Genomic DNA, 24,548 nt, shown 5'->3' on the forward strand with positions numbered 1-24,548 from the left:
AAAAAAGAGAAAAGGGCAAGGAAAGAATCGCGGGGGGGGGCGCCCGGGGCGCGGAACGCTTCTTGGCACTCGGGCCGCGGTGGGGGCGCCCCCCCCCCCCCCCCCCACTGCACCGCGAACACCGCCACGTACCCGGCGCCCTCGATGTCGCCGGACTGATGACCTGGGACGACCTCAACCAGATCCTGGCAGCCCACCGCGTGGAGCCGCCCCGGATGCGGCTGTCCCGCGACGGCGAGACGCTGCTGGTCGGCGGCTACACCACGCCGGTGGCCACCCGTCGCCACACGGTGTGGCACCGCCTCCACCCGGCCGAACTGCACGCCCGCCTGAAGGAGGGCGCCACCCTCGCCCTGGACAGCGTCGACGAACTCCACCCGCCGATCGCCCGCCTCTGCGAAGCGATCGAGCGTGAGTTGCGCACCCGCGTGCAGGCGAACATCTACGCCTCATGGAGCGCCACCGAGGGCTTCGGCATCCACTGGGACGACCACGACACCGTCATCGTCCAGTTGGACGGCGCGAAGCGCTGGAGGATCTACGGCACCACCCGCCCCTACCCGCTCTACCGCGACATCGAGGACCCGGGCGAGGCGCCCACCGAGCCGGTCGCCGACCTGGTCCTGTGGCCGGGCGACGTCCTGTACGTGCCGCGCGGCGTGTGGCACGCGGTCTTCGCCGACCAGGGCACCCGCTCCCTGCACGTCACCTGCGGCCTGCAGACCCACACGGCGACCGAGCTGATGGCGTGGGTGTCCGAGCAGCTGCTCGCGCATGAGGACTGGCGGCGCGACCTGCCGCTGCTCGCCGCGCCGGACGTCCAGGCCGACGCTGTGGACGGGATGCGCAAGCGGCTCGCCGAACTGCTGGACGACCCGACGCTGCTCGCCCGCTACCGGGCGGCGATGGACGGGCAGGCCGTGGGCCGGATGGTGCCGAGCCTGCCGTACAGCGACACCGTCCCCGTCGACGGCGGTCTGCGGGTCCGGCTGACGACCGCCCGCGCGGTGCTGGACGTCGGCGAGGACACGGTGACGCTGTCCGCCGCCGGCACCGTGTACGAGTTCGCGCCCGAGGCGGAAGCGGTGCTGCGCCCGCTGGCCGACGGCCGGACCGTGGACCTGGCCACGCTCGCCGACACGGCCGGCCTCGCCCTGGAGGACGTCGCCGCCCTGGTCCAGGAGCTCGTTGCCGGGCAGGCCGCCGTGGTGGGGAGCCTGCTGTGACCGCACAACTCGCCCTCGGTACCTACCGGTGCCGAGCGATCCCGGAGGCGGCCGTCCGCGCGGCCACCTCCGGCGCGCAGTTGGTCGACACGGCCCCCAACTACGCCACCGGCCGCGCACAGATCCTGCTGGCCCCGGCCCTGGCCGCCCACCCGTTGCTGAACGTCTCCACCAAGACGGGGTACTTCACCACGGCCACCGGCACCGACGCCGTGAACGACGGTGTCCTCAACCAGGACCAGGCCGCAGCCGGGCACAGCCTCGCCCCCGCCTACGTGCGCTGGCAGACCGGCCGCAAGCGCGAGCAGCTCGGGCGCGACCGCCTGGACCTGGTCCTGCTGCACAACCCCGAGCGCGCCCACCCCGGCGACCGCCCCGCCCTGCACCGCGCGATCCGGGACGCCTTCGCCGTCCTGGAGGAGGCCGTGGCGTCCGGGCACGTGGACGGGTACGGCGTCGCCACGTGGGCGGGCCTGGAGGAGGAGGCGTTCACGGTAGGGGAGCTGCTCGCCCTGGCCGCCGAAGCGGCCGGCGGACAGCACCACCTGGCCGCCGTCCAGCTGCCGGTCAGCCTGGTGATGATGACGCCGATCGTGCAGGCCCTTCACGGCCGCGGCCCGCTCCCGGCCGCCGTGGACGCGGGCCTGCGGGTGATGGCGTCGGCCCCGCTGCACGGCGGGGAGCTCCCCGGCATGGTCGACCAGGAGCTCGCCGTCCTCATCCGGCCGGGCCTGACCCCCGCACAGGCGTGCATCCTCGCCGTCGCGTCATGCCCAGGAGTGACAAACGTCCTTCTCGCCGCCTCCGGTGCGCCACACTGGAAGGAGGCGGCCGAAGCCGTCGCCCAACCCTCCCTGACCGCCGCCAAGTTGCGGGAGATCACCGGTGTACTCGCCTCCCCCTGACCCGGACACCGAACAGCGCATGCGCGCCCACCACGCCCGCGCCGCCACGGCCCTGGCCGTCCAGGTGGAGCCGGGCGCGGAGTTCTGGGGTTGGGCCGGGCGCACCCTGGGTGCCCCAGCCCGCACCGCTACGGGCGTGCCCGCCTGGCTGCGCCTGGTGTCCGCGCCGGAGGACAAGGCGTCGGGGAAGTTGTGGGACGGCGCCCTCGATGGCCAGCACGCCTTCGGCGACCTCGACGGCCACCGGCCCGCCCTCCTGGCCGTCCACGATGCCGTCGACGACGGCATCGCCTACCGGGCGGAGCTGTCGGTCCGCGTCGATGACCCGGTCCTGTCCGACGACCCGATCCTCCAGCACGAGGCCCATCTGCCGGGCTCCTGGTGGAACGACCTCGCCGGGACGCCGGAGAAAGTGGCGGCCGTCGACACCGGCCGCGTCGCCGTACGGCAGCAGTACATGGAGCGGGCCATCCCCGAGTTCGTGGGCATCCCGGCCCCAGCCGTCTCCTGCTGGACAACAGCCCACGCGGATGTGCACTGGGCGAACCTCACCGAACCACTGCGCCTGCTGGACTGGGAAGGATGGGGCATGGCTCCGGAGGGGTTCGACGCCGCCACTCTCTACGCCTACTCGCTGCTCCAGCCGCACACTGCCGCCCGCGTCCGCGTCGCCTTCCCCGTGCTGGGCAGTTCGGCCGGCCTCGCCGCCGAAACGACCGTGTGCGCCCAGCTGCTCCAGACCGTGGCCCGCGGAGACAACCTGGTCCTCGAAGGACCGCTTCGGAACTGGGCTGAGGAACTCCGCCGCCGCTGAGCCCGCGTGATCGCCCCGACCATGAGGCCGACCACGCCGGGTGCGACCTGTCCCGTGCCACTGGATCTTGACCGTTTGCCATCGGACTTTGACGGACGCGAGTTTGTGTCATCGGAGTTTGATCACCGCAGGTCAGCGACTCAGCGCACCGAAGGTGCGCTGAGTCGCTGACCCGCACTTATGTGCAGTTCCTCGTAAACGTGTAGCTCAGAGCCTTGCGATCGTCATGCAGGCTGCTCGATTTGTGGGGACGGGGGGTCAGGAAGGCTTGACCGCCGAGACCGGGGTGACGGTCACCTTGTTGTCGCACTCGGCCCACACCCCGTCGTTCAGGGCGACCTGGTGCTTCCCGGAGTGCGGCAGCCCGATGACCATCGTCGGATACGTCACCGGGTCCTTGCCCGACACGCAGTAGCCGTCGGCCTCCCCCTGGACCTGGACGAAGGTCAGCTTCACCCACGCCTTGCCGTGCGGCAGGACCGTCACGGTGGCCGCCCTGCCGGTGGGGGTGACCTTGAGCGGGGTGTTGTGGGCGGGGGAGCCGTTGCCAGCGCCCGCGACCGTCGGATGGCCCTTCAGGACGCACGTCCTCCGGGAGACGTTGGTGAACTGCACGACCGCCGCCCCGGTCCCGGTCCCGACGGGCCGGTGGACGGCCTGCCAGGCGCTGACCTGGAGGGCGGAGGCCGGGCAGGCGGGCGGCGGGGTGGAGGTGGTGGTGCTCGCCGCCATGGCGGTGCCGGGCAGGATGCCGGTCACCGCCGCCGCGACGGCCGTGACCGCCGTCGTCGCCAGAGCCGCCCTGCGAATGCCGTTGCTGTGACGCATGCTGTCGTCCCCCTGAGTCGTCTCGTCCGCGGGTTTCGGTCGTCGGTTGTTGCCCCGCGGTACGCGTGGTCGTGGTACGTGAGTGCAGACAGGGCGGGAGAGCGGCAGGGTTCCGTGCGGCGACTACTTGTGACGGAACGGTGACGACAGGCTGCACCCGTGCAGATGGCCGTCAGGGCAGACAGAAGCACCTCCAGCGCGCCACGGGTTTTACCACGCCCCCAGCGCGCACCGAAGGTGCGCTGAGTCGCTGACCTGCGGTGATCAAAATCCGATGACACAAACTCGCGTCCGTCAAAGTCCGATGGCAAACGAGCGCTGTCAACTTGGCTGGACAGAAGGTGTATTGGGGTAGGCCGGGCCGGTCGGGGCATGCGCCGGGACCCGTCCTCAGGCCGTGGCCGGTAGGCCGGCGATCTCGTTCCAGGTCGTGAAGCGGGTGGTCATCTGAGCGCGGTAGCTGGCAGCGGTGAGACGGTGACGGCGGGGCCGGAAGTGCGGTGAGATCGCGCTGAAGACCGACAGGAAGCGCTGGGCTCCGCCCGCCGAGCGGAACCCCTTCATGGCGCGTTCGCGTTGCCGCGTCGGTTGGTGTGAGTTCTCCGCCCGGTTGTTCAGATACTTCGACTGCCGGTGCTCCACCGACCGCATCAGCTCACGGTGGGCGACGCCGTAGCTGCGGAGCTTGTCGGTGACCAGCACGCGCGGCACTCGGCACTGCTTCTTCATCAGCTTGGTCAGAAATCGCTTGGCAGCCTGGGCGTCCCGCTTGCTCTGGACGAGGATGTCCAGGACGTTGCCGTCCTGGTCGACCGCCCGCCATAGGTACTGCCGCTCGCCGTTGACCTTGATGAAGACCTCGTCCAGATGCCACTTGTCCCCGGCCAGGGGCCGGTGTCGCCGCAGCTCGCGGGCATAGGCGGGGCCGAACTTCACGCACCACTGCCGGATCGTCTCGTAGGAGACGGTCACACCCCGGGCGAGCATCCGCTCCTCCACCTCACGGAAGCTGAGTGAGAAGCGGTGGTGGAGCCAAACGCAGTGAGCGACGATCTCCGCCGGGAACCGGTACCCCTTGTACGACGGTGACACGACGCCCCTCCCGACGGCCACTTGAGGATCGTCGCAGGCACCCGGCACGTCCGCCAAGTTGACAACGCCAGACCGCCAGCCTACCGGCCACGGCCTGAGGACGGGTCCCGGCGCATGCCCCGACCGGGTCCGGCCTACCCCAATACACCTTCTGTCCAGCCAAGTTGACAGCGCTGGGCCAAGCCTTCTGGGTCACCCCTGCGGACCGCACCGACCCCGGACCGGTGACGGACTGGCGCCGGGTGGAGCCCTGCCGGCGGAGCCTTCCCGCACCTCGCCCGCGGTTGTTGTTGCGGGACGTCACGGGTGAGCTCAGACTTGTCGCGGTGGACGAGCCTCCGGAACGCGTGCGCCGCCGTACCGTGCCGGCTTTCGCCGTGACGCGCGAGGGCGTTCTCCTCGACCAGGTGCACCTCCATGGCCGAGGTCACGGCGGCCGGAAGCCCGAGGCGGGTCTTGGCGAGGAGGCCGTCGATGAGGCGGGGCGGTACGGCATTTGCGTGCGCGCCGGGTCCTCACCGGCGCGGTGAGCTGATCGAGACCGCGTCCGGTGAGTTCCGCCGGTCGAACTCCTCAGGTGCGGGCCACCTCCGCGCACCTCCGGCCGGGGCGAACTCGCGTGTCTGCGGCAGAAGTTGGTAGGAGGTCAGTGATGGTCGGCCGTCGATCAGCTCCGTCGGGGTGTGACCCCTGGGCCAAATTGCACGTCTTACGTTCGAGACCGCATCTCGACGGCCCCCAACGGAAGGTTCTTCGATGGACAGTCAGATCGTGAAGGTGAAGATTCACCCCGCCATCGGTGTCGCCCGGGTCGGCAACAGTGTCGAAGCACCCTTCATCGGCCCGGAATCACCGGACCAGAAGCCAACGGACCCCGGCTCCTACAAGGACGGTTCCGGGGCGCTCCGCAGGCAGGCCGCACGGTTTCGTGTGTACGGCTACAACGCCGCGGGGGAGGTGGTGAGGGAGCTGAAGCCGGGCGCCGAGGGTGTCTCCGAGATCCAGTGGACGGTGCATCTGGCCAACAAGAAGGCCGCCTGGTACCAGTTCCATCTGGCGCTGGACATACCCGAGGGCAACACGCTCGCGGCAGAGCAATACGCTCTGCGCAACGCCGACGTCGTGGGCGCCGAGAGGAAGAAGCTGGTCAACGACCCCGGAAGCCGCACCGTCCGCGGCTCGAAGACCGAGACGCAGAAGTTCGACACCGGCAAGATCATGGGCAAGGCGGTGTACCTCGGCGAGATCTCCACCCGTTCCGACGGCCGCCTGCTGGTGCTCGGTGGCCGGGGAAACTCCGCCTCCTACAATAACCAGCCGATCACCGGGGTCGCCAACAACAACACCTGGTACGACGACGTGTCCGACGGCCCGGTGACCGCGACGGTCCGTATCGACGGCAAGGATCTGACCGCCGCCCCGGCCTGGGTCGTGGTCGGGCCTCCGCACTACGCCCCCGGCGTGAAGTCCATACGTACCCTCCACGACCTGCTCTTCGACGTCTTCGTCCAGGCCGGTTCGCTGACCCGCCCGCAGCAGATCTCGTTCACCGATCACATCGAGCCGATCCTCCGCCGGTTCTGCGATCTGCAGTGGGTCAACCAGGGATTCGCGGCACAGTTCGGCTGGAACGGCCCCCACTTCTTCCTCTCGCCTGCCATGCGGAAGAGGCTCGCCGATCCGTCCGACCGGAACCGGGAACTGCGCCGCCAGACGTACGCCGCCCTGCGCGACTACGACCGGGACGGAAAGTCCCCGCTGCCGTGGCCGTGGATCTACGGCGACGCCATGGCCAGCACGCCCAAGTCCGTGCGTCAGCACCTGGTGCTGTCGCCGACCCAGGACTGGATGCTGCAGCGCTGGGCGGACGGGGCTTTCCGGGCCGGACCCCTGCGGCAGCCGCGCCCCACGGTCGACGACGCCCCCGTCGGCGAGCAGCCGGGGCTGTTGGACCGGGCGGCCCTGGAGAACTGCGCCGCCGACGCGTTCCACCCGGGGTGCGAGGTCACCTGGCCGATCAGGCACCCGAGCATGTTCAGTGAACCCTTCCGCATCCGGCACCGCGCCACCGGCACCGCGGAACCCGACTACGGGCCCACCCTCACCCCGCAGGAGGCGGTCGCCGCCAACGGCCCCCTGCACGCACAGGGGCCCGGAGACCTCACTCGCTGGATGGCCGCCCCCTGGCAGGCGGACACCGCGAGCTGCCGCTCCGGCTATGAGGTGCTGGCCAACCTGGGGCCCCGGTACAGCCCTTACCTGCCGACCTTCTGGCCTGCCCAGGTACCCAACCATGTCCTCAAGCTGGAGGACTTCGAGAAGGTCAACACGCCGTCGACCGGGAGCGACGACAGCGCCCGGGAAGAGGCGTTCGAGCGGCGGGCGACCTGGCTGCGCGGCCTCAACGGCACCATGAACCAGCAGCGCACACAGATGATCAAGGACTGGCCCAAGCTCGGCATCGTCGAGGTGCGCGACTACACAGTGGGCGACGGGAAGTTCCCGGAACGGATCCTGGTGGAGTCGCGCCCGGGACAACCGCTCGATCAGGCACCGGACACGGCGAACCTCGTCAACCTGCACGTGCCCGAGGCGGGTCCGCACGTGTTGTCCGCGGCGGCGGGCATCCGGCCCGAGGGAAGGCTCTCCCCCGAAACCGCCGAGGCCGCCTCCGCGGCACGGGTGATCGGCGAGGCCGCCCGGGCGACCGGCTACCGCGAGGAGGAGATCACCGCCGGATATCTCGAGATACTCGACCCCTTCCGCGACGCGCGGTGAGCGCCGCACTCGCTCCCGGCACGGACACCTACGACGTCGTAGTGGCGGGCGGCGGCCCGGCTGGCTGCGCCGCCGCGCTCGTGCTCGCCCGTGCCGGCCGTACGGTTCTGCTGGCGGACGCCGGCACCGGGCCGCCCAAGGTCGGCGAGACGCTCGTGCCCGCCGGGCGGGTACTGCTCGGCGACCTCGGCGTCGCCGACCGTGTTCTCGACTCGGGGCATCTGCCCTGCTACGGCAGCCTCTCGGCGTGGGGTTCGGCCGACCTGCACGCCGTGGACTTCATCAACGACCCGCACGGTCATGGCTGGCACCTCGACCGGCGGTTGTTCGACCGGCGTCTGCGCGACGCCTCGCGCGCGGCGGGGGCCGAGGTCGCCGAGGGCTCGGCCGTACGCGACACCGCGCGGACGCCGGACGGCGGCTGGACCCTGGTCCTGCGCGGCGGTACCGGCCCTGCCGGTACCCGGTCCGGTGGCGAGCGTACGGTGCGCTGCCGCTGGGTGATCGACGCCACCGGCCGCGCCGCCGCGATCGCCGTCCGCTCAGGGGCCCGGCGGCGGGTCGGGGACCGGCTCACAGCTCTGTACGTGCCCCTGGAGGCGGACCCGCTGGACACCGACCGCCGTTCCCTCGTCGAGTCCGACGAGGACGGCTGGTGGTACACCGCCCCGCAGCCCTCCGGCGGGCGACTGGTCGCCTACTTCACCGACGCCGACCTGCCCTCCGCCTCCCACACCGCACGCCACTTCCGCCGACGGATGACGGCCACCCGCCACGTGTCCCGATGGATCCACCGGGACGGGCCCCCGCCCATGTCACCTGCCGCGCCCCGCCGGGCCGCCGCGCACACAGCGCACCTGGACACGGTGTACGGAGACGGCTGGACCGCCGCCGGGGACGCGGCGGTCGCGTTCGACCCGCTCTCCTCCCAGGGCGTGCTGACCGCTCTCTACACCGGGCTGGGCGCGGGCCTGGCCGTCGACACCAGCCTGGGTCGCGCCCCCTATGGCGCGGACTCGGCCCTCGCCGCATACGCGGACAAGGTCGCGGCCGCACGGAGCGCGTATCTGCGCGGCCACCGTGTCATCCACGCTCAGGAGGCCCGCTGGACCGACCGCTCCTTCTGGGCGCGGCGCCTGGCCGACCTCCCGGACTCGTCCTGCCGACCGCAGGAAGGGCCCAGCACGTCATGAACACGCAACGGCCCCGAGTCGTCGCCGAGATCGGCTTGACCGTGCCGCAGCGAAGGCACTCGGCTGGACGGCGCCTTCCGGCCGGCGCCGACCGAGCGCGGCACCCCGGGTGTCGTCGGGGTGCCGCGCTCGTTCGCCGCTGTTGAGGCGCTGGCGGCCGCCGTCGCGGAGTGGCTACCCGGCGGCGGCCTGACCTGCCCGCCCGTCGTGGGGAACTCCCTGGGTGGGGCGGTCGCCTTGGAGCTGGCACGTATCGCGCGGTCGGCAGCGCCGTCGCGCTGTCCCCGATCGGGTTGTGGACGCGTGCCGAGGCCGCCCACGCTCTTGGTTCGCTTCGAGTCGCCCGTGCCATGGCGCGGGCCTGCGCCGAACCTCCCGGCTGGATCGCCGGCCACCCGATCGGGCGTACCGTGGCGTTCTGGCAGCTCGTCGCCCGGCCCTGGCGGATCCCACAGGAGACGGCGGCAGGCGCGCTGCGCAACCTGGCCCGCTCGCCCGGCTTCGAGCCGACGCGGCGCGCGGCGCTCGCCTACCGGCTGCGGGCCTTCACCCCGGCGGTCCCGGTCACGGTAGGCTGGGGCACACGGGACCTCACCCACAGTTACGGACAGCCTTTAGGGGTCTCACCGGCTTCCCGCATCCCCGGCCATGCTGCCCTTTCTCCGGCCACGCTGCCCCTTCCTCACCCCCGCTGTTCCCGGCCGTCGACGGGGGCGTCCAGCCGTTCGGCCACGGCGGTGAGGGCCTCGCCCAGCGGGAGCGCGACCCGGGCGACGGCGTGCTGGTAGCCGCGGGTCGGACCCAGGTTCACGATCAGCATCGGTTTCCTCGCAAGGGCCGCCTCGCGGTCGATGCGGAACCCGGACATCACGGTCAGCGAGGAACCCAGGACCAGCAGCGAAGCCGCCTCGTCTAGAAGCTTGCCGCAGTGCTCGACACCCGACGCGGCGCCTCTTCCCGGAGAACACGACGTCCGGTTTGAGGGCGCCGCCCGCAGGAGGCGCAGGACACCACCCGGAAGTCCCTGACCTGGTCGTCGGTGAGGTCGGCGTCCCGTCCGGGGTGATCCCGGCGCCCATCGGCGCGAAGTCCGTGTTGGCCTCCTCCAGCCGCCGCGCGAGTTCCCGGCGCGGGCTGGAGGCGCCGCAGGACAGGCAGACGACCCGGTCCAGACTCCCGTGAAGTTCCACGACCCCCTCGGCCCCGGCGGCCTGGTGCAGTTCGTCGACATTCTGGGTGATCACACAGGTGAGCAGCCCGCGCCGCGCGAATCCGGCCACGGCCCGGTGCCCGGCGTTGGGGCCAGCCCGCTCGAAAGTGCACAAGCCGAGGTGACTGCGCGCCCAGTAGCGGCGCCGGGCCGGAGCACTGGCCGTGAAGTCCTGGTACGTCATCGGGGTGTGTCGGCTCAGGCTCCCGACTTCCACCCCTCGCCCCGGCAGTCGGGGATGCCCGACTCCGTGGAGATGCCCGCACCGCTGGGCACCAGCACACGGCCGGTGCCCAAGCGCCTCGACGCATGCGCATGCCGCCAGCGTACGAAAGACCGAGACCCCCGGCTCCCGCCGTAACTCACCCCCCACCTGCACGCACCCCACCCGGCTGTTCGGGTGGGAGGTGGCTTCCGCCCGGTGAATGTGGGAACCCGGTGATCCAGAACACCGCACGATCACAAGGGAGGCCTACGTGGGCGACGAGCAGCACGCACAGCAGGATCCGACGACGCAGCACCCCAGGCCCGGCTTCCCCTCGCAGGACCAGCCGCATCCGGGGTGGACCGGCCCGATGGACCCGCCGCCGGACCACGGCGAGGACTCCTACCGGGGCTCCGGCCGGCTGGATGGCCGTAAGACGGTCATCACTGGCGGCGACTCCGGCATCGGCCGGGCCGTGGCCCTGGCGTTCGCCCGCGAGGGCGCCGACGTGCTGTTCACCCACCTGGAGCAGGAGGCGGACGACGCGGCGGAGACGACCCGGCTGGTGAACGACGCAGGACGCAAGGCGATCGCCGTCCCCTGCGACATCCGCGAGGAGGACGAGTGCCGGGCGCTCGTCGACAGGGCGGTCGAGGAGTTCGGCCGCATCGACGTCCTGGTGAACAACGCGGCGTACCAGATGTCTCAGCCGGACGGGATCGAGGCGATCTCGACCGAGCAGTTCGACCGGGTGATGCGAACGAACCTCTACGGCATGTTCTGGCTGACCAAGCACGCCCTGCCGCACATCCCGGAGGGCGGCAGCGTCATCAACTCCACCTCGGTGCAGGCGTACAAGCCGAGCCCGCACCTGCTGGACTACGCGATGACCAAGGGCGCGATCGTCACCTTCACGCAGGGACTGGCGCAGATGCTGGCGGAGCGCGGCATCCGCGTCAACGCTGTGGCACCCGGCCCGGTGTGGACGCCGTTGATCCCGGCGACAATGCCCGACACGGCGGAGTTCGGGAAGCAGAGCCCGCTGGGCCGACCGGCGCAGCCGGCCGAACTGGCTCCCGCGTACGTCTACCTCGCCTCACAGGAAGCGAGCTTCATCACCGCCGAAATCCTCAACGCGACCGGCGGCACCCCCCTGCCGTGACCCCACCGCGACGCCGCGCCCCATGCCTCCGCCGCAGGTGGTCCCTCCTTGGCGGCGAGGGGTCGCCACGCCCCGCGTGTCGAGTCGCTGCCGGTAGGTGGGGCCGGCGCGCAGACAAGCACGATCACCCGAAGGTTGGTAGTAGGCGAGTTCGCCGGGATCGGACAGGCTGCGGCGGGCCATCACCCATCGGTGATGGGTGGGCGGATCGGGGTCGAAGATGAAATTGGCGGGAAGCTTGGCCGCGGCCCAGTCGTAGACGCGCGGGCCCTTGGCGCCATCGCCGCAGGACAGCCGCTGCCAGGCATCGGAAGGGGCGTCCTTGATGAGCTGGTCGATGCGCCACATCCCGGCCAGGGACTTGATCTGCTGGGACTTGGGCACCGCGACCACGTAGCCGAGGTCGAGTTGTTCGAGCGTGCGGCGGAAGTGCCAGTCCTGCCCGTAGGCCTCGTCCGCGGTGACCCAGGTGGCGGGCAGGCCGGCGGCGATGCAGCGACGGACGATGTTCCGGGCCGGTTCGCCCTTGGTGGCAAAGCCCCGCTCGTCAGGGATCTTCGCCGCCCTGCAGCGGTCGCGGTCGGATGTCCAGGCTTTCGGCAGGTAGAGGTCCCGGTCGACCAGGGCCCGGCCCGATCTGGTGGCGTAGGCGGCGAACACTCCGATCTGGCAGTTGTCGATCTTTCCAGAGGTGCCGGTGTACTGTCGGCCGACCCCGGCCGAGGTGGTGCCTTTCTTGATGAACCCGGTGTCGTCGATGATCAGCACTCCGTCCGGCCCGAGACGTTCACCGACGTAAGCACGGACATCGTCACGCAGGGCATCCTCATCCCAGACGCTGCTGTTCAACAGCCGCTGGAAGCCGTCCGGAGTGCGGTGGCCTGCCCATTCCGCAAGCTGCCAGCCGTTCTTCCTTGCCGCTTGGCCCAGCAGACCGCGGACATAGTCCCGCATCCGCCACCGCAGATCCGCCCGACCGAACCGGCCCGCCACCCGCTCGAATACTGACTCCAACTCGGCGGCCCAGCAATCGACTTCAGTCATCCCCTCCATGTCAGGACAACGACAACCGCCAGCTCAGGACACGAACCGCTGCTGGAGTACTAGGGCGGGTCCAGTTGGTCGTGTGGCGGTCTCTTCAGCGGATCATGCCGGGCGCGGTACGAGCGGGGGATCTGTCTGGTCGAGAGTGAGCCCGGCTGGAGCAGCGCCTTGCGAAGGACAGGGTCACAGTCCCAATTGCGATGTCGCCTTCGCAGTGCTGGTGTCGTAGTCGGGTCGGGTGCCGTCCACACCGTGGTAGGCGGGACATGCGCGTTCATTGTCACGTTGATCCGTTCAGCACAGGGCTGGTTTGGCCGACGCGGCGGCCAGGCTCGCAGCTGCTGAGCGAGTCCATTTGGGGGAAATTCGCTCGCGCCTGTGTGCCGCTTCTGAGGTTGTGAGCGGCGCGGGGTAGTTGGCGCCTTGAGGGGGGCATGCTGTGACGGACGACGGATGCATCTTCTGTGCGATAGTGAGAGGTCAGGCGGACGCCGGCATCGTTCACGAAGATGACTCGGTGATCGCCTTCATGGATGTCCAGCCTGTCACTCCAGGCCACTTGCTGGTCATCCCCAAGGCGCACGCGGTGGGACTGGAGGATCTCCAGGAGGACGCCGGCGTCCAGGTCCGGAAAGTGGCGCATCAGCTCGGACGCGCACTGCGCCGGTCAAGCTTGCGATGCGAGGGCGTCAACTTGTTCCTTGCGGACGGCGAAGCAGCCTTCCAGGAAGTTTTCCACGTTCACCTGCATGTCTTCCCCCGCTTCGCAGGTGACCCGTTCCGCATTGATGCTGACTGGCGTGTGCAGGAGCGAGACCAGCTCGACAAGACGGCTACTGCCGTGCGTGGCGGCCTCGCTGCCCTCGACGCCAGCCCGTACTGACGACCATCGCTCTCCGGGACACAGTCTCACGTGGGGCAGTGCGTGTTCTGAAGGTGCGGCGTTGCGGCTCAAGGGTTGATTCCAGGAGCTGTCCGGGCTGAGGGGCAGAGGATCGTCAGCGGCCAATGCCGTCAGACCTGGCATCGGCTGCTGCTTTGGCGGCTCGCTCGATCTCTGCCCGTTGCGCTTCCCAGAAGGCCGCGTCGTGGTTCGGGGTCGTGTATTCGGCCGCTGTCCCTGTCGAGCCGTCGAGGTGTTCGCGCAGGATGTCGGCGTGTCCGGCGTGCCGGCTGGTCTCAGCGAGCGTGTGGACCAGGATGTTGAACAGCTTCACGTTGGGGCGTGGCCACCAGGGCACGTAGCCGGGGGAGTCAATGGCGAGGGCGTTGATCGTCGCGTCTGAGTGCTCCCATACGCGACGATAGCGGTCGGTGATCTGCTCGCGTGTCTCCTGCTCAGTGGCCCACATGTCGGCGCCACGCTCCTCGGCGTCGTCCCACCGGGGCAGGTGTTCGGGGAACGGTCGGTCGAAGACCTCGCCGAAGTACCTGGACTCCCAGAGCGACAGGTGCTTGACCAAGCCAAGAAGGTTGGTACCAGTCGAAGTCATGGGGCGGCGGACGTCGTACTCGCTCAGCCCGTTGAGCTTCCAGAGCATCGCCTTGCGAATCTCTCGCAGATCGTTGTGCAGATACTCTTTCGCGAAGTCATCGATCACGGGCTACGAGCCTGTCATGTGCGGCTAGTGCACTCAAGTGGTGGTCAGCCGCTGGCTGGTGCGGCCTTCCTCGGCCAGCTGGGAGTGGCGCCTCTTCGGGCGAGGCGTCTGGTCGCGAGGGTGATGGCTGCCCAGGTGATCAGGGTCTCGAAGTGCTGGATGAGCCGTTCGTAGTCCCTGGCGTGGCGGCGGGCGTGCATCATCCAGGCGAGCGACCTCTCGACGACCCAGCGGCGGGGCAGCACGACGAAGCCGGTCCTTTCGAAGGCCGAAAAGCCGGAAATGGTTCCGGCAACGAGCGACCAGCGTGTGGTCCCAGGCCGAGGGAGGAGCGACGGAGAACTCCAGCCGTACCAATCCGTCCTCGTGGATCAACGATCCGCCGGTGCTCGTCCAAGCGAGGCCCGGCTGGGTGCCGTTCATGAACCGGGTGTCCCTGGCCTGCGTCGAGCTCGTACTGAGCGAGGCACTGTTCGGCGGTGGAGGTCGGCCGTACAACGGCCGACCTGGAGGCGATCTGCGAGACCGTCCCCGGGCGGTGGGCCCTGGGATACACGGAGTCACTGGACGCCGAACCGCTCCTCTTCTGAACCCTCCCGATCTGGGCCTGTTGAGACGTCGCCAGCAGATGAGGCTGCGGCGCGGTCCGCTCCACGAGTTGCAGCTGGACGGACGTGGTCGGCACGTCGCCGACGGCCACCAGGGCGCGGGCGCTGTCGGTCGCCGCGCGGGTCCGGCGCTGCAGCACGGCCGGCACCAGGCCGGCGGCGTACGCCGGTGCCCGGTCGACGTCGCCGAGCTCCCGGTGGATCCCGACCTCCCGATGCCCGGAGTGCGTCTCTTTTCAGCCATGCCTCTATAGCGTCCCTGGACGGAAAGGTACTTCCGGACAGGGGCATGCACCTGACATTTTGCATCCACCACTCGTTTCGTACGGCCCGGCCGATGCCCTCAGCACGGCCGGGCCGTCTCCGGAGGACGCATTGATACCCCACATATCCAGCCGACCTAGACGCACGCTGGTGCTGGCGACCACGCTCGGCGCAGCCCTCGCGTTCGGCGCCCCGGGCGCCCTCGCGGGCACGCTCCCCGTCGTCCCCTCCACCGCGCCGGCCGCCAAAACCCACGCTCCGGCTGCCGTGCCGGCTTCCCAGAGTGCGACCTGGGTGGCAGGCACGCGTGCCTACCTCGTGATCACCGCCCCCGGTGACAGTTCGGCGGTCCGCTCCGCGATCACGGCCAACGGCGGCACCGTCTTCTCCAGCTTCGACGCCATCGGCGTGATCGTCGCGCACTCGGCGTCCAGCGGATTCGCCGCCACCATGCGCGGCGTCGCCGGCGTGCAGCAGGTCGGCGCCACGCGCACCTCGGACGTCCCGGCCGACGCCTACACCCCGGCACTCCCTGCCAATCCGCCCCAGGCCTCCACCCCGGCCGGAGAACCGGTCCGGGCCGACATGAGCCAGATCAAGGCCGACCAGGCCTGGGCCGTGAACCCAGGCTCCGCCGCCGTCAAGGTCGGCATCCTGGACACCGGTGTGGACGACCAGCACCAGGACCTGGCGCCCAACTTCGACGCGGCCGACTCGGTCTCCTGCGCCTACGGCAAGCCCGACACCCGGGCCGGCGCCTGGCGGGACGTCGACACGCACGGCACCCACGTAGCGGGCACCATCGCCGCGGCCAAGAACGGCAAGGGCGTCGTCGGCGTGGCACCCGGGGTGAAGATCGCCGCGGTCCGGGTCGCCGAGCCGGGCAACTCATTCTTCTTCGCCGAGAACACCATCTGCGGCTTCGTCTGGGCCGGTGACCACGGCTTCAAGGTCACCAACAACAGCTATTACACCGACCCTTGGCAGTTCAACTGCCCGGACAACATCGACCAGGCCGCCATCATCGAGGGCGTCAAGCGCGCCCAGGAGTACGCCGAGAGCAAGGGCTCCCTCCAGATCGCCGCCGCGGGCAACGAGAACTACGACCTCGCCCACAAGACGACCGACTCCGCGAGCCCGAACGACTCGACGCCGGTCACCCGCACCATCACCAACGCCTGCCTCGACATCCCGACCGAGCTGCCGGGCGTGGTCACGGTCGCTGCCAACGGCACGGGCGTCACCAAGGCCTCGTTCTCCAACTACGGTCAGGGCGTCATCGACGTCGCGGCACCGGGCAGCAACGTGTACTCCACCGTCCCCGGCGGCGGCTACGGCAGCAAGAGCGGCACCTCGATGGCCACCCCCCACGTGGCCGGCGTGGCGGCACTCATCGCCAGCGCCAACCCGGGCATCACCCCGGCGCAGCTCCGCGCCAAGCTGGCCGCCCAGGCCAACGACATCGCCTGCCCCTCGGACAGCCGCTGCACGGGCACGACGGCCAACAACTCGTTCTTCGGCGAAGGACAGGTCGACGCCCTCAAGGCCGTCGGAACCACCCCGCCGCCCGGCAAGTACTTCGAGAACCTCGCGGACCTCGCCATCAACGACAACGCGACCGTGGAGAGCCCGATCGCCGTAACCGGTGTGACCGGCAACGCCCCGGCCACCCTCAAGGTGGGCGTGGACATCAAGCACACCTACATCGGTGACCTGAAGGTCGACCTGGTGGCGCCCGACGGAACCGTCTACACGCTGCACGACCACGCCGGCGGCAGCGCCGACAACATCGCCCAGACCTACACCGTGAACGCCTCCTCGGAGGTCGCGAACGGCACCTGGAAGCTGCGCGTCAACGACAACGCCGCCTCCGACACAGGCAAGATCGACGCCTGGAACCTGACCTTCTAGCGCAGGGCCGGGCAACGCCCGCGTACAGCACGCAAAGCGCCGGCGACAGCTCCCCGCCCGCGGCCGAGGACAAGGCGGGCTGCGGTCTGTTCGGCCAGGGCTGCGAACTACTGGGCGGCAGAGGGCATATGGGCCCCGGCTGCGGTGTACGCCGCGGTCGGGGCCACCGTGCCGGAGGCGTCCACGAAGGCCGCGGATGGCCTGGAGCCGGTGTCCAGCTCACCGTGCACCTCCCTGAGGAGCTGCAGGTCCGTGTCCCCGCTGCCCGTACGATCAGCGGGGCCGCGGTTGCGCGCGCCACGGCCCCGAGGAGTGCTGGCCGGCTCGAGCGGCGAGCCGCCGTCCCGGCCCGGACCGCGGAGGCGGCCTCACGGCGGGAGGCCTACGCCTTGCGCACCGACTCCTGCTGGGCGGCCGCGAGTGAACCTGCGCGCCGCATCTTCCTCTCACCCATGGTTCAGGAGGACTCCAGTGCCGCGACAGGCACGACGCAAACACTCCGCCCAGGACGCCCACCAGCAGGGAGGCCGAATGCGAGGGAGGCGGGGCACCGAGTTCCGCGCACGGTTTCGCCCCCCGCAGCCCGTGTTTTCATCCGCTGGCACCGCGATGCCGACCGCGCCCCGAAGGCGGCGCTCCCCAGCTGTTCGAGGACTGGGAGAGCGAGACCATGCACGCCCACGGCTGGGCCCGCGCCAGGAACCCGAGGCTCCCTTCCGGTGGAGTTTGCCCCGATGGAGCAGAACGCCGAGCGGCTCGCGCTGCTCACGTTGGAAGAAGCGCACGACCTCCTCGGCCTGCTGCTCGTGATCGCCCAGGAGGGCGGTCCCGTATCGCCGCAGGCGGACCGGTTCGCACGGGAGATCGCTGCCCGCATCCCGGGCGAGAACTGACCTGCCGCGCCGCACCGCATCGGTGCGGGTCAGTTCGGCGGCGACCTTCCGGTCGGCAAGCACCTGGATGGGGGAGACCGGCGGCTCAGTACACCCCGCATGCTGGGCGGACGGTGCGGAGCGCTTGATGCCGAGCGTGTTCTCGTACGGCTGGAACAGCGACGGCTGCGGCGCGGCAGGGAGGGCACGGCTTGCGACAGCTGCCCATGCGCCGACAGGGGCCACTGACGTCCCCTGCATGGCGATTTCAGCCATGTGTTGCAGGTCAAGTGCATCAGACTTGGCTGAGACGTGTCGGCAGACACTCGCTGACGGTTATGACGGCCGTCGCTGTCCTTTCGGCGGCCGCACCGTCCCGGCAAGCGTCAAGGAGCCGGCTGACCTCCAGGTCGAGTCATACGTGCTGCCGGTCGGAGCGGTGAAGCCGTCTTCGGGGGAACTGCAGAGTGGAGCCGGCATGGCTCGGTTGCGGCAGCTCGCCAAACAAGCGGGGCCGGAGGCGCGGCTGGCCCAGGAGACGGTCGGGCCCGCGACTTCATACGCCGCCCTGTCACAGCGGGCCCCCGCCCTGCCCACGGAGGAGACGGCAGGAACGAGGCCGGCGGCGGTGGCTCCAGAAGATTACCGCGGCCGACCTGCTCGACGACAACGCCCACCCCGACGGCGGGCGTCTGCTGAAGGTGGCCAACATCGACCTCAACGCGCCGCTACCCGACCCGTGGAACGATCACCTAGCCCTGTGGGCCTCCCGCCGGCCCGCAGACGCACGCTCGCTCTCACAGTGCGTCGTGCGCCTGTCCGCACCCGAACTCGCCGCTGACCAGCTCATCGGCGTGCCCGAGATGGCGCAGCTCGGCAACATTGCCGCCTCCACCCTGCGCGCGTACATCGCGCGCAACCAGCGAGACGTGCCACCGCCACAAGCAATCGGCAACGGCCGCAACCTCTGGGCACGTTCCGTAGCCCTGGACTGGGCGGAAGGACGCGACCGCTCCCCAGAAAGCGCCGCTGCCAGGCTCAGCGCCGACGACGATGAGCTGCCGATCGGCCTGGCCGAACTGTGACAGCAGCTGACCCGCCGATTCATCGGCGCACTGTGGGAGCGGCCCGACCGGCGCAAGCGATGGGCCTTGCGTTTCCGCACCGAAAGAGCCGTCCACGAGGTCGCGGATGAGCTCGCCTTCAGCGTGGCAGCCGACACCGACAGCATCGTCAACGCCCACGACCTGGCTGCCACCGTCCGCCACGCCGTCCTCGACGAACTCGCCAGCGGCAAGGAACTCGACGAGTCGCTGGGCGATATGGGCCGACGACCTTCTACGGGATCACGACACCGGTGGCCAAAATGCTGGACTGGGTGATCAGACATCACCCCCGCACAGCGCACCACCTCATCGGCGAGATCATCGGAGACGCGGAACGTCGTGTCGCCATCCCGCGCGACGTCAGTGCAGAATCCATCCGCACTGCCCTGGGCCTCGACAGCACACTGCCACGCCAGGTACGGCTCGAGTTCCTCGAGCGCGCGCTGCCCCCAGCCGCCCGCTGAACCGACAACGCGCAGCATCGCCGGGGCCGAGTACGGATCGAGCATGCCTGCGCCCGCATGAAGTACTACAAGATCCTTGGGGCTGTCGACAGCGCGGCTACGGCCTCCACCAAGCCGTCGCAGACATGCCCAACCTCCCCTCGACGCGACGATGCTTACGCCTCGTCGTCAGGCTCTCGCGGGCGATTCCACAGCTGGTTCAGGCCCGCCAGGGCGCACGTCAGCGACCGCACGTTCTGACAGGAAAAATCCGTGAGGGTGGCCTGCAACACGGTCATACGGACGCACCGCCCCTTCCGTCGTAGAGCCGAGCAGCAAGGGTTCATGACAGAGGGAAAACAATGGCGAAGCAATCCACCAGGCTGTCGGCGACAGGGCTCGCGCTCGGCGCGGCTCTCTCCCTGCTCGGCACTGCCGGGGCCGCCGAGGCCGCGCCCTCCGGCACCAACGGCTACGCGACGACCGTGCAGGCCAACAGCAATCTGCGTGACTCCCCCACCACCAGCAGCCGGATCTGGGGCACCACGACGAAGGTGACCGAGGCCGGCGTCGAGTGCTACACCCGCGGTCAGCGCGTCACCGCGGGCGGATACACCACGACGTCTGGTACTTCGGCACCGTCATCGACTACGACATCGGCCACCTCTACAGCAACGTGTGGATGTGGGGCGGCAACGTGAACGTGGGCGCCGACCCGGCGCCCGGCATCGACTCCTGCTGATTCCGAACCGGACCGAGGATTACATCCATGACCAAGCGAAGTGTGTCGACCGCGGCGGCCGGGCTCGTGCTCGGCGTGGCCGTCTCCCTGCTCGGCACCGCCGGGACCGCCGAGGCCGTGCCCTCGGGTTCCCCCTACGCGACGACCGTGCAGGCGAACAGCAACCTGCGTAGCGGCCCTTCCACCCGAGCCGATCTCGTTGGCACCACGACGAAGGTGACCCGGGCCAGCATCGATTGCTGGCTCGGTGGCCAAGAAGTCACCGTGGGCGGATACACCACCAGCGTCTGGTACCGCGGCGTCGTCGGCGGCTACGAGCTCATGAACGTGTGGATATGGGGCGGCAACGTGAACGTGGGCGCCGACCCGGCGCCCGGGATCCCGTCCTGCTGACCGACTCACCCCCCAATCCCTACTGAACCGGATCGCCGCCCGCAAGACCGCCCCGCGAAACCGAGGGCCCGCTGTGCAGCGAGCTCGGGCATCTGGTCCGCCTGTGCGCACGCGGCGCCCTCATTTGTGCCTGGCGCAAAGGGAAATGACAGAGGCAAGGAGGTGTCGCTCACTCCTTGCCACTCTCAACGTATAGCGCACCGGGGGGATTGCGGCAAGGCCCTCATCATGACGCAGTATTTCCGGTGCCAGACAGAACCGGGGGCTGGAGGTACACCGGCATGACCGACCGCAAGAGTTCTCGATTAAGAGGAGCCGAGTCGTTCGAGGCTCTTGCCTCGGCATTATTCGCCCCGTTGCGGGTTATTGATCCATGCCCGTCAGCGTTCGAAGCCGTGGTTGACCAGACAGACATCGGGCCCTTGGTCGTCGCTCGTATCCAGGCCACCGCTGCAACGGTGATGCGGGACGGCCGCAGTATCACCTCCGGCGACGTGGAGTGGGTGCACTTCAATCTGCACCATCACGGTCCGCTCAGCGCGACCCAGGATGACCGCACCACGACGGTGAAACCGGGTGAACTGTTCGCCTGTGACAACACCCGGCCCTACCGGCTCATCGGCGCCGACCTCATTGACATGACCGTGCTCTGCGTTCCCCGGACAAGTCTCGGCAGGCACGCCAACTCCATATGCCGGCGCACGGCGCTCCCCCTGTCGCCTCAGGACGGGATCGGCAGACTCTTCAACCATGCCTTGTCCGGCATCGACGAGGGCCTCCCTCGTCAGGCTGTGGCACGTACGTATCTGGCCGACGCGCTCACCGCACTGCTCCTGGCCGCTTTCGCCGACACCACCCCTGAACGCGCTTCCGTCGCCAGCGACCTCGTCGACCGCATCCGCGCCTATGCACTGGCCCATCTTGGCGACCCCCACCTCAGTGCAGAAGGAGTCGCGCGCCGGCACCACATCTCAATCCGGCACCTCCACGCGCTCTTCAAAGGAAGCGACCTGACCTTCGCCGCCTGGGTCCGGCATGAACGTCTGCTACGCATTCGGCGGGACCTCCTCGACCCCACCTCCGCGGGCATCTCGACAGCCACGATCGCAGCACGATGGGGAGTACACGACACCAAACACCTCGGCAGAGCCCTGAAGCGCGAGTTCGGCGAAACCGTCAACGACCTACGTTGCGGGCAAGGTCAATCTGACGGCTGATGGCAGTTTCCGACGAGTCATCTTGCCGTTGCAGCGTGTTGCAGAAGTGCGGCTGTCCGCATGGCTCAGCGGTGGATGACCTGCTGTTTCACCCGGCGAGGGCGAGGTTGTGCAGGGTGGCGACGGCATGGTGTAGGCCGTCTCCTTTCTGGCGGCGGTCGCGGAGGATCTTCCAGTTCTTCATCCGGGCGAAGGTGTGCTCGACGCGGGCTCGGACGCGCCGGTGCTCGGCCTTGTCCTCCTCTTGGCCGCGAGGGAGGGGCCGACCGGCGCGTCTGAGGTGCGGGACCATAAAACCCGTGCCAGGTAGGCGCCGTCGGCGATCACGGTCGGGCCGTCAGCCTTCGCGGGCAGATCTCACTCGCGCCACACGTGGGCGTCGGCCTTGTTCCCAGGCGCCGACCGGGCCGATGCGACGACCTGGCGACTGTCGGCATCGATGATGGCCCCCGAACCGTCAACGGCAGACACCACTGCCGACCGCCACCGGGAGCGTTCCCCGCCCCGCTCCCGCACCACCCTCAGCAACCGCTCGAACTGGTCCATCCGCAACCCTGTGAACGTCTCCACCCACAGCGGCTCAGCCCTCAACGCCCCTTGCGTACAAGGAGAATGCCCGGATCCCCCTATGCGCGGGAACCTTACTGCCGCGTTGTGCACTGTGCACGAACTGGTGAGTCGCGGTGCGCACATTGGTGCTCTTGGGATGCGCCTTGCGCCTACGGTCATTACAAGCGATGCACAACCTGAGTCTGCAGTCTCCTTCTGCTACCGCAGACTCGCCAAATGCAATGACGTCTGACAGCACGTCAGTTGCTGGAATCGCTGTTCAACGGAGAACGGGGCGCCCGGAGACGCCGCCGGCCCGGGGCATTGCGATGGGCGCCTCGGTGGTAGCCGGCACCGGGACCCTGCTTACTTGGAGGGAAGACACATGCGACGCAACTACAGGGCGACACTGACGGCTGCGGCGGCCCTGACCTTGGCCGCGACCGCGATGGGTGTGCAGACCGCGTCGGCGGCCCCCGTCAAGGAGGCGAGCCCGGCGGTGGCGGCCTCCCCCTGCGGCTGGTACACGTCCCTGAGCAAGGCGTACTACAACCACTGCGGTACTGGCAACGTCGTCATCTTCGTCGACCGGCTCAACATCGGCGGCATCCGCGACTACGAGAAGTGTGTGACGCCGGGCGACCACTTCCTGGGCAGCTGGCCTGACTTCCTGGGCGCCTGGTACGTCGGCAGGACCTGCTGAGCCCCGACCCAGCGCTGCTGGGCGGTTTCGTTTGGATCAGCCGGTCGTTGGTCCGGGTGTGCCGTTGACCGATGCCCAGTGGGCGCGGAGCGGTCCGTTACCCCCGGGCCGCCCGCCGAAGCGGGGCGGCCGCTGGTGAAACCATCGTGAGATGATCGACGCAACCGCCTCGTGCAGGCGCCGCGCCTTCGGCCCTGGTCGACGAGGACGGCGCCTGCTCCATGCTCGGAGCCATCCGAGCGAGGCGCGGGGAGATTGCGGTTTGGAAGCTCACGGCGGTGCGATCTGCGGGACGTCGTCGGGGGAGAGGTCTGGTCGAGTGCCGTGCCAGCGTGAGGCGTGGCGCCGGCGCCGAGGTGGCGGGCCAGGAACGCGCGCACCACGTCTCTCGCGGCGTCCTCCTCCCAGCAGGCGCGTTCAAGCAGGTGGTGCAGGCGATACGGCCGGTCCAGGCCGACTGCCTCAGCGATCGACCAGCAGTTGCCCGCAACGCCCGGCATCAGTAACCCGCGCAGGTACAACACCCCGTTGGCCCGCAGGTCGCGGCGGCGGTAGACCGGCGCGAGGTCTGCGGCGAGCTCGGCGAATACCGCTTCCATTTGCTCGGGATCTGCACTGCGCCACAGTGCAGATCCCGAGCCGCGGTCACCTCGCACGGCGCCTATCACCCCGATACCTCTGCGCCACTGCCGCGAAGGCGGCCTTGGGTTCCCACTCCATGTCCGGGTAGGTCTGCCCCCGGCACCCTTCGAGGAGTTTGACGATGCCCAGCCCGGCCCGGTCCAGATCGTCCCTGGGGTCGCCATCCGGGCGGTGCGGGTAGCCAGGCAAGGCGAACAAGAACACGAACGCGCTGTCCACGCCCTCGGTCTCGAAGATCTCCAACAGTTCGCTCAGATATGCGGCCTGGCCGGCCTCGTCACGCTCGTACATACCGTTCAGCCGTACAGGGGCCTTGGTCTCCGGGTCGTGCTCGACCACTTCCAGCACCCGCCCACCGCGGTCTCCCGCGCCGCGGTAGGCCGCGGTGCCGAACCCGGTGATGGCGAGCGGTTTCGGGCCTTGGGCCAGGGTGCGCACCGCGTCCCGGAACCGGTCGGCGACCTCGGCGGAGCGGATCAGCTCGAACGTCACAACGTCGAAGGGAGTCCAGTCGACCTGCTCGAACTGGATGGATGCATAGGTAAGCTTGCCCTGGAACCACTCGCGGACCGTGGCTACGGCGTCGCGGAGGAATGCGTTGATGCGCACGCCGAGCTCGCGCATCGCTTCGGCGCGCCGCTCGGGTTGGCTCATCAGCTGCTCGACCCGCTCCTCGGGGCTCTCTCCGGGCAGGAACCCGCGGTTCATCACGCTCAGCTCGACCCCTGCGACGAACACGACTGTGGCCCCCTGCTGCCGGAGCCGTTCCGCTCGCTCGGCGCAGTCGCGGAAGAGCGTGAGGATCTGCTCCGGATCCAGCTCCAGCGGATAGGGCGAGAACCAGACCTCCAGGCCGAGCTCGGCGGCGGCACCGGCGGCCAGCTCCAGTCGGTCCGGGTCGCCGCCGATGATCTGGATCGCGTTGCAGTGCAGGTCGTCGCGGATGATGGCGAGCTCGCGCCGAACCACCGCGGGGTCGAAGTGCTCGCGGGATATCTGGCCGTGCACGACGAATCCGGTGTCGTAGGTCATTCCTCTTG

At 69.5% G+C, this 24,548-nt stretch carries 22 protein-coding genes and 4 pseudogenes; 17 read left to right on the forward strand and 9 right to left on the reverse strand.

Translation table 11 applies throughout. The features are described from left to right. Nucleotides 1-158 precede the first annotated feature (158 nt). Genes AC067M_RS40225 through AC067M_RS40235 form a run of 3 tightly spaced genes read left to right on the forward strand, consistent with a single transcriptional unit; the run spans nucleotide 159 to nucleotide 2,945 of the window. Entirely contained in the window at nucleotides 159-1,226 is a 1,068-nt protein-coding gene (locus tag AC067M_RS40225; RefSeq protein WP_478701964.1) for a JmjC domain-containing protein, read from the forward strand. Beyond that, nucleotides 1,223-2,131 carry an aldo/keto reductase gene (locus tag AC067M_RS40230; RefSeq protein ID WP_478701965.1) on the forward strand — a complete coding sequence of 303 codons (909 nt, stop codon included), beginning with the start codon at nucleotides 1,223-1,225 and terminating at the stop codon, nucleotides 2,129-2,131. The genes AC067M_RS40225 and AC067M_RS40230 overlap by 4 nt, the downstream gene beginning before the upstream one ends. Then, nucleotides 2,112-2,945: a hypothetical protein gene (locus AC067M_RS40235; RefSeq protein ID WP_478701966.1), complete on the forward strand. Its 834-nt coding sequence runs from the start codon at nucleotides 2,112-2,114 to the stop codon at nucleotides 2,943-2,945. Before AC067M_RS40230 ends, AC067M_RS40235 begins: the two co-directional genes overlap by 20 nt. A gap of 258 nt (nucleotides 2,946-3,203) precedes the next feature. On the opposite strand, the gene AC067M_RS40240 is transcribed toward AC067M_RS40235, so the two are convergent. Both AC067M_RS40240 and AC067M_RS40245 read right to left on the reverse strand, forming a co-directional pair. Then, entirely contained in the window at nucleotides 3,204-3,773 is a 570-nt protein-coding gene (locus AC067M_RS40240; RefSeq protein ID WP_478701967.1) for a DUF4232 domain-containing protein, read from the reverse strand. Between the two features lie 390 nt (nucleotides 3,774-4,163). Beyond that, nucleotides 4,164-4,886: an IS6 family transposase gene (locus tag AC067M_RS40245; protein WP_478701968.1), complete on the reverse strand. Its 723-nt coding sequence runs from the start codon at nucleotides 4,884-4,886 to the stop codon at nucleotides 4,164-4,166. Nucleotides 4,887-5,191: 305 nt separating this feature from the next. Between AC067M_RS40245 and AC067M_RS40250 the strand changes: the two genes are divergently transcribed. From AC067M_RS40250 to AC067M_RS40260, 3 genes are all read left to right on the forward strand, one after another. Next, entirely contained in the window at nucleotides 5,192-5,395 is a 204-nt protein-coding gene (locus AC067M_RS40250; RefSeq protein WP_478701969.1) for a hypothetical protein, read from the forward strand. 226 nt (nucleotides 5,396-5,621) lie between these two features. Beyond that, nucleotides 5,622-7,643: a LodA/GoxA family CTQ-dependent oxidase gene (locus AC067M_RS40255; RefSeq protein WP_478701970.1), complete on the forward strand. Its 2,022-nt coding sequence runs from the start codon at nucleotides 5,622-5,624 to the stop codon at nucleotides 7,641-7,643. After that, complete coding sequence (locus tag AC067M_RS40260; RefSeq protein ID WP_478701971.1) at nucleotides 7,640-8,836, forward strand: NAD(P)/FAD-dependent oxidoreductase; 1,197 nt, start codon at nucleotides 7,640-7,642, stop codon at nucleotides 8,834-8,836. The genes AC067M_RS40255 and AC067M_RS40260 overlap by 4 nt, the downstream gene beginning before the upstream one ends. Before the next feature lie 682 nt (nucleotides 8,837-9,518). On the opposite strand, the gene AC067M_RS40265 is transcribed toward AC067M_RS40260, so the two are convergent. Then, a complete protein-coding gene (locus tag AC067M_RS40265; protein ID WP_478701993.1) occupies nucleotides 9,519-9,656 on the reverse strand; it encodes a hypothetical protein in 138 nt (45 codons plus the stop codon). Nucleotides 9,657-9,846: 190 nt separating this feature from the next. Next, nucleotides 9,847-10,230: pseudogene (locus AC067M_RS40270) on the reverse strand (Sir2 family NAD-dependent protein deacetylase); the annotation flags it as partial. Between the two features lie 292 nt (nucleotides 10,231-10,522). On the opposite strand from AC067M_RS40270, the gene AC067M_RS40275 reads away from it, so the two are divergent. Then, the gene (locus tag AC067M_RS40275) at nucleotides 10,523-11,413 is read left to right on the forward strand and encodes an SDR family oxidoreductase (RefSeq protein WP_393628503.1); all 891 of its coding nucleotides are present in this window, start codon (nucleotides 10,523-10,525) and stop codon (nucleotides 11,411-11,413) included. A 138-nt stretch (nucleotides 11,414-11,551) separates the two neighbouring features. On the opposite strand, the pseudogene AC067M_RS40280 reads toward AC067M_RS40275, so the two are convergent. Continuing rightward, nucleotides 11,552-12,457: pseudogene (locus AC067M_RS40280) on the reverse strand (IS701 family transposase); the annotation flags it as partial. A 439-nt stretch (nucleotides 12,458-12,896) separates the two neighbouring features. Between AC067M_RS40280 and AC067M_RS40285 the strand changes: the two are divergent. Next, nucleotides 12,897-13,340, forward strand: coding sequence for an HIT family protein (locus AC067M_RS40285; RefSeq protein WP_478701972.1), 444 nt, complete (start codon nucleotides 12,897-12,899; stop codon nucleotides 13,338-13,340). 115 nt (nucleotides 13,341-13,455) lie between these two features. Here the strand turns inward: AC067M_RS40285 and AC067M_RS40290 are convergent, their stop codons facing one another. Further along, on the reverse strand, nucleotides 13,456-14,058 hold the full coding sequence (locus AC067M_RS40290; protein WP_478701973.1) for a DinB family protein: 603 nt from the start codon (nucleotides 14,056-14,058) through the stop codon (nucleotides 13,456-13,458). A 44-nt stretch (nucleotides 14,059-14,102) separates the two neighbouring features. After that, nucleotides 14,103-14,312 (reverse strand): annotated as a pseudogene (locus tag AC067M_RS40295) (hypothetical protein); the annotation flags it as partial. 768 nt (nucleotides 14,313-15,080) lie between these two features. Here AC067M_RS40295 and AC067M_RS40300 point away from each other — a divergent pair. The 8 genes from AC067M_RS40300 to AC067M_RS40335 all read left to right on the forward strand — a co-directional run bounded on the left by AC067M_RS40300 (nucleotide 15,081) and on the right by AC067M_RS40335 (nucleotide 21,614). Continuing rightward, nucleotides 15,081-16,841 (forward strand): S8 family peptidase, encoded by a 1,761-nt coding sequence (locus tag AC067M_RS40300; RefSeq protein ID WP_478701974.1) that lies wholly within the window; start codon nucleotides 15,081-15,083, stop codon nucleotides 16,839-16,841. A gap of 452 nt (nucleotides 16,842-17,293) precedes the next feature. After that, on the forward strand, nucleotides 17,294-17,734 hold the full coding sequence (locus AC067M_RS40305) for a DUF6417 family protein (RefSeq protein ID WP_478701988.1): 441 nt from the start codon (nucleotides 17,294-17,296) through the stop codon (nucleotides 17,732-17,734). Nucleotides 17,735-18,414: 680 nt separating this feature from the next. Continuing rightward, complete coding sequence (locus AC067M_RS40310) at nucleotides 18,415-18,798, forward strand: helix-turn-helix transcriptional regulator (RefSeq protein WP_478701975.1); 384 nt, start codon at nucleotides 18,415-18,417, stop codon at nucleotides 18,796-18,798. 66 nt (nucleotides 18,799-18,864) lie between these two features. After that, entirely contained in the window at nucleotides 18,865-19,095 is a 231-nt protein-coding gene (locus tag AC067M_RS40315) for a hypothetical protein (protein WP_478701976.1), read from the forward strand. Further along, entirely contained in the window at nucleotides 19,092-19,283 is a 192-nt protein-coding gene (locus AC067M_RS40320) for a hypothetical protein (RefSeq protein WP_478701977.1), read from the forward strand. The genes AC067M_RS40315 and AC067M_RS40320 overlap by 4 nt, the downstream gene beginning before the upstream one ends. A gap of 341 nt (nucleotides 19,284-19,624) precedes the next feature. Next, entirely contained in the window at nucleotides 19,625-19,963 is a 339-nt protein-coding gene (locus AC067M_RS40325; RefSeq protein WP_478701978.1) for a hypothetical protein, read from the forward strand. A 68-nt stretch (nucleotides 19,964-20,031) separates the two neighbouring features. Continuing rightward, nucleotides 20,032-20,397 carry a hypothetical protein gene (locus AC067M_RS40330; RefSeq protein ID WP_478701979.1) on the forward strand — a complete coding sequence of 122 codons (366 nt, stop codon included), beginning with the start codon at nucleotides 20,032-20,034 and terminating at the stop codon, nucleotides 20,395-20,397. Nucleotides 20,398-20,678: 281 nt separating this feature from the next. After that, the gene (locus tag AC067M_RS40335; RefSeq protein WP_478701980.1) at nucleotides 20,679-21,614 is read left to right on the forward strand and encodes an AraC-like ligand-binding domain-containing protein; all 936 of its coding nucleotides are present in this window, start codon (nucleotides 20,679-20,681) and stop codon (nucleotides 21,612-21,614) included. Between the two features lie 88 nt (nucleotides 21,615-21,702). Here the strand turns inward: AC067M_RS40335 and AC067M_RS40340 are convergent. Further along, a pseudogene (locus AC067M_RS40340) lies at nucleotides 21,703-22,160 on the reverse strand (transposase). Nucleotides 22,161-22,548: 388 nt separating this feature from the next. On the opposite strand from AC067M_RS40340, the gene AC067M_RS40345 reads away from it, so the two are divergent. Further along, nucleotides 22,549-22,866 (forward strand): DUF6355 family natural product biosynthesis protein, encoded by a 318-nt coding sequence (locus tag AC067M_RS40345; RefSeq protein WP_478701981.1) that lies wholly within the window; start codon nucleotides 22,549-22,551, stop codon nucleotides 22,864-22,866. A 645-nt stretch (nucleotides 22,867-23,511) separates the two neighbouring features. On the opposite strand, the gene AC067M_RS40350 is transcribed toward AC067M_RS40345, so the two are convergent. Next, nucleotides 23,512-24,540 (reverse strand): hypothetical protein, encoded by a 1,029-nt coding sequence (locus AC067M_RS40350; protein ID WP_478701989.1) that lies wholly within the window; start codon nucleotides 24,538-24,540, stop codon nucleotides 23,512-23,514. Nucleotides 24,541-24,548: the final 8 nt, after the last annotated feature.

Source organism: Streptomyces sp. NPDC043427, from assembly GCF_056436655.1.

What these genes read in the sequence shown, in the direction of transcription:
- AC067M_RS40225 (WP_478701964.1), top strand. Translation starts at nt 159, where the DNA reads ATGACCTGGGACGACCTCAACCAGATCCTGGCAGCCCACCGCGTGGAG.
- AC067M_RS40240 (WP_478701967.1), bottom strand. Translation starts at nt 3,773, where the DNA reads ATGCGTCACAGCAACGGCATTCGCAGGGCGGCTCTGGCGACGACGGCG.
- AC067M_RS40255 (WP_478701970.1), top strand. Translation starts at nt 5,622, where the DNA reads ATGGACAGTCAGATCGTGAAGGTGAAGATTCACCCCGCCATCGGTGTC.
- AC067M_RS40265 (WP_478701993.1), bottom strand. Translation starts at nt 9,656, where the DNA reads ATGCTGATCGTGAACCTGGGTCCGACCCGCGGCTACCAGCACGCCGTC.
- AC067M_RS40305 (WP_478701988.1), top strand. Translation starts at nt 17,294, where the DNA reads ATGGTTCAGGAGGACTCCAGTGCCGCGACAGGCACGACGCAAACACTC.
- AC067M_RS40325 (WP_478701978.1), top strand. Translation starts at nt 19,625, where the DNA reads ATGGCGAAGCAATCCACCAGGCTGTCGGCGACAGGGCTCGCGCTCGGC.
- AC067M_RS40330 (WP_478701979.1), top strand. Translation starts at nt 20,032, where the DNA reads ATGACCAAGCGAAGTGTGTCGACCGCGGCGGCCGGGCTCGTGCTCGGC.
- AC067M_RS40335 (WP_478701980.1), top strand. Translation starts at nt 20,679, where the DNA reads ATGACCGACCGCAAGAGTTCTCGATTAAGAGGAGCCGAGTCGTTCGAG.
- AC067M_RS40345 (WP_478701981.1), top strand. Translation starts at nt 22,549, where the DNA reads ATGCGACGCAACTACAGGGCGACACTGACGGCTGCGGCGGCCCTGACC.
- AC067M_RS40350 (WP_478701989.1), bottom strand. Translation starts at nt 24,540, where the DNA reads ATGACCTACGACACCGGATTCGTCGTGCACGGCCAGATATCCCGCGAG.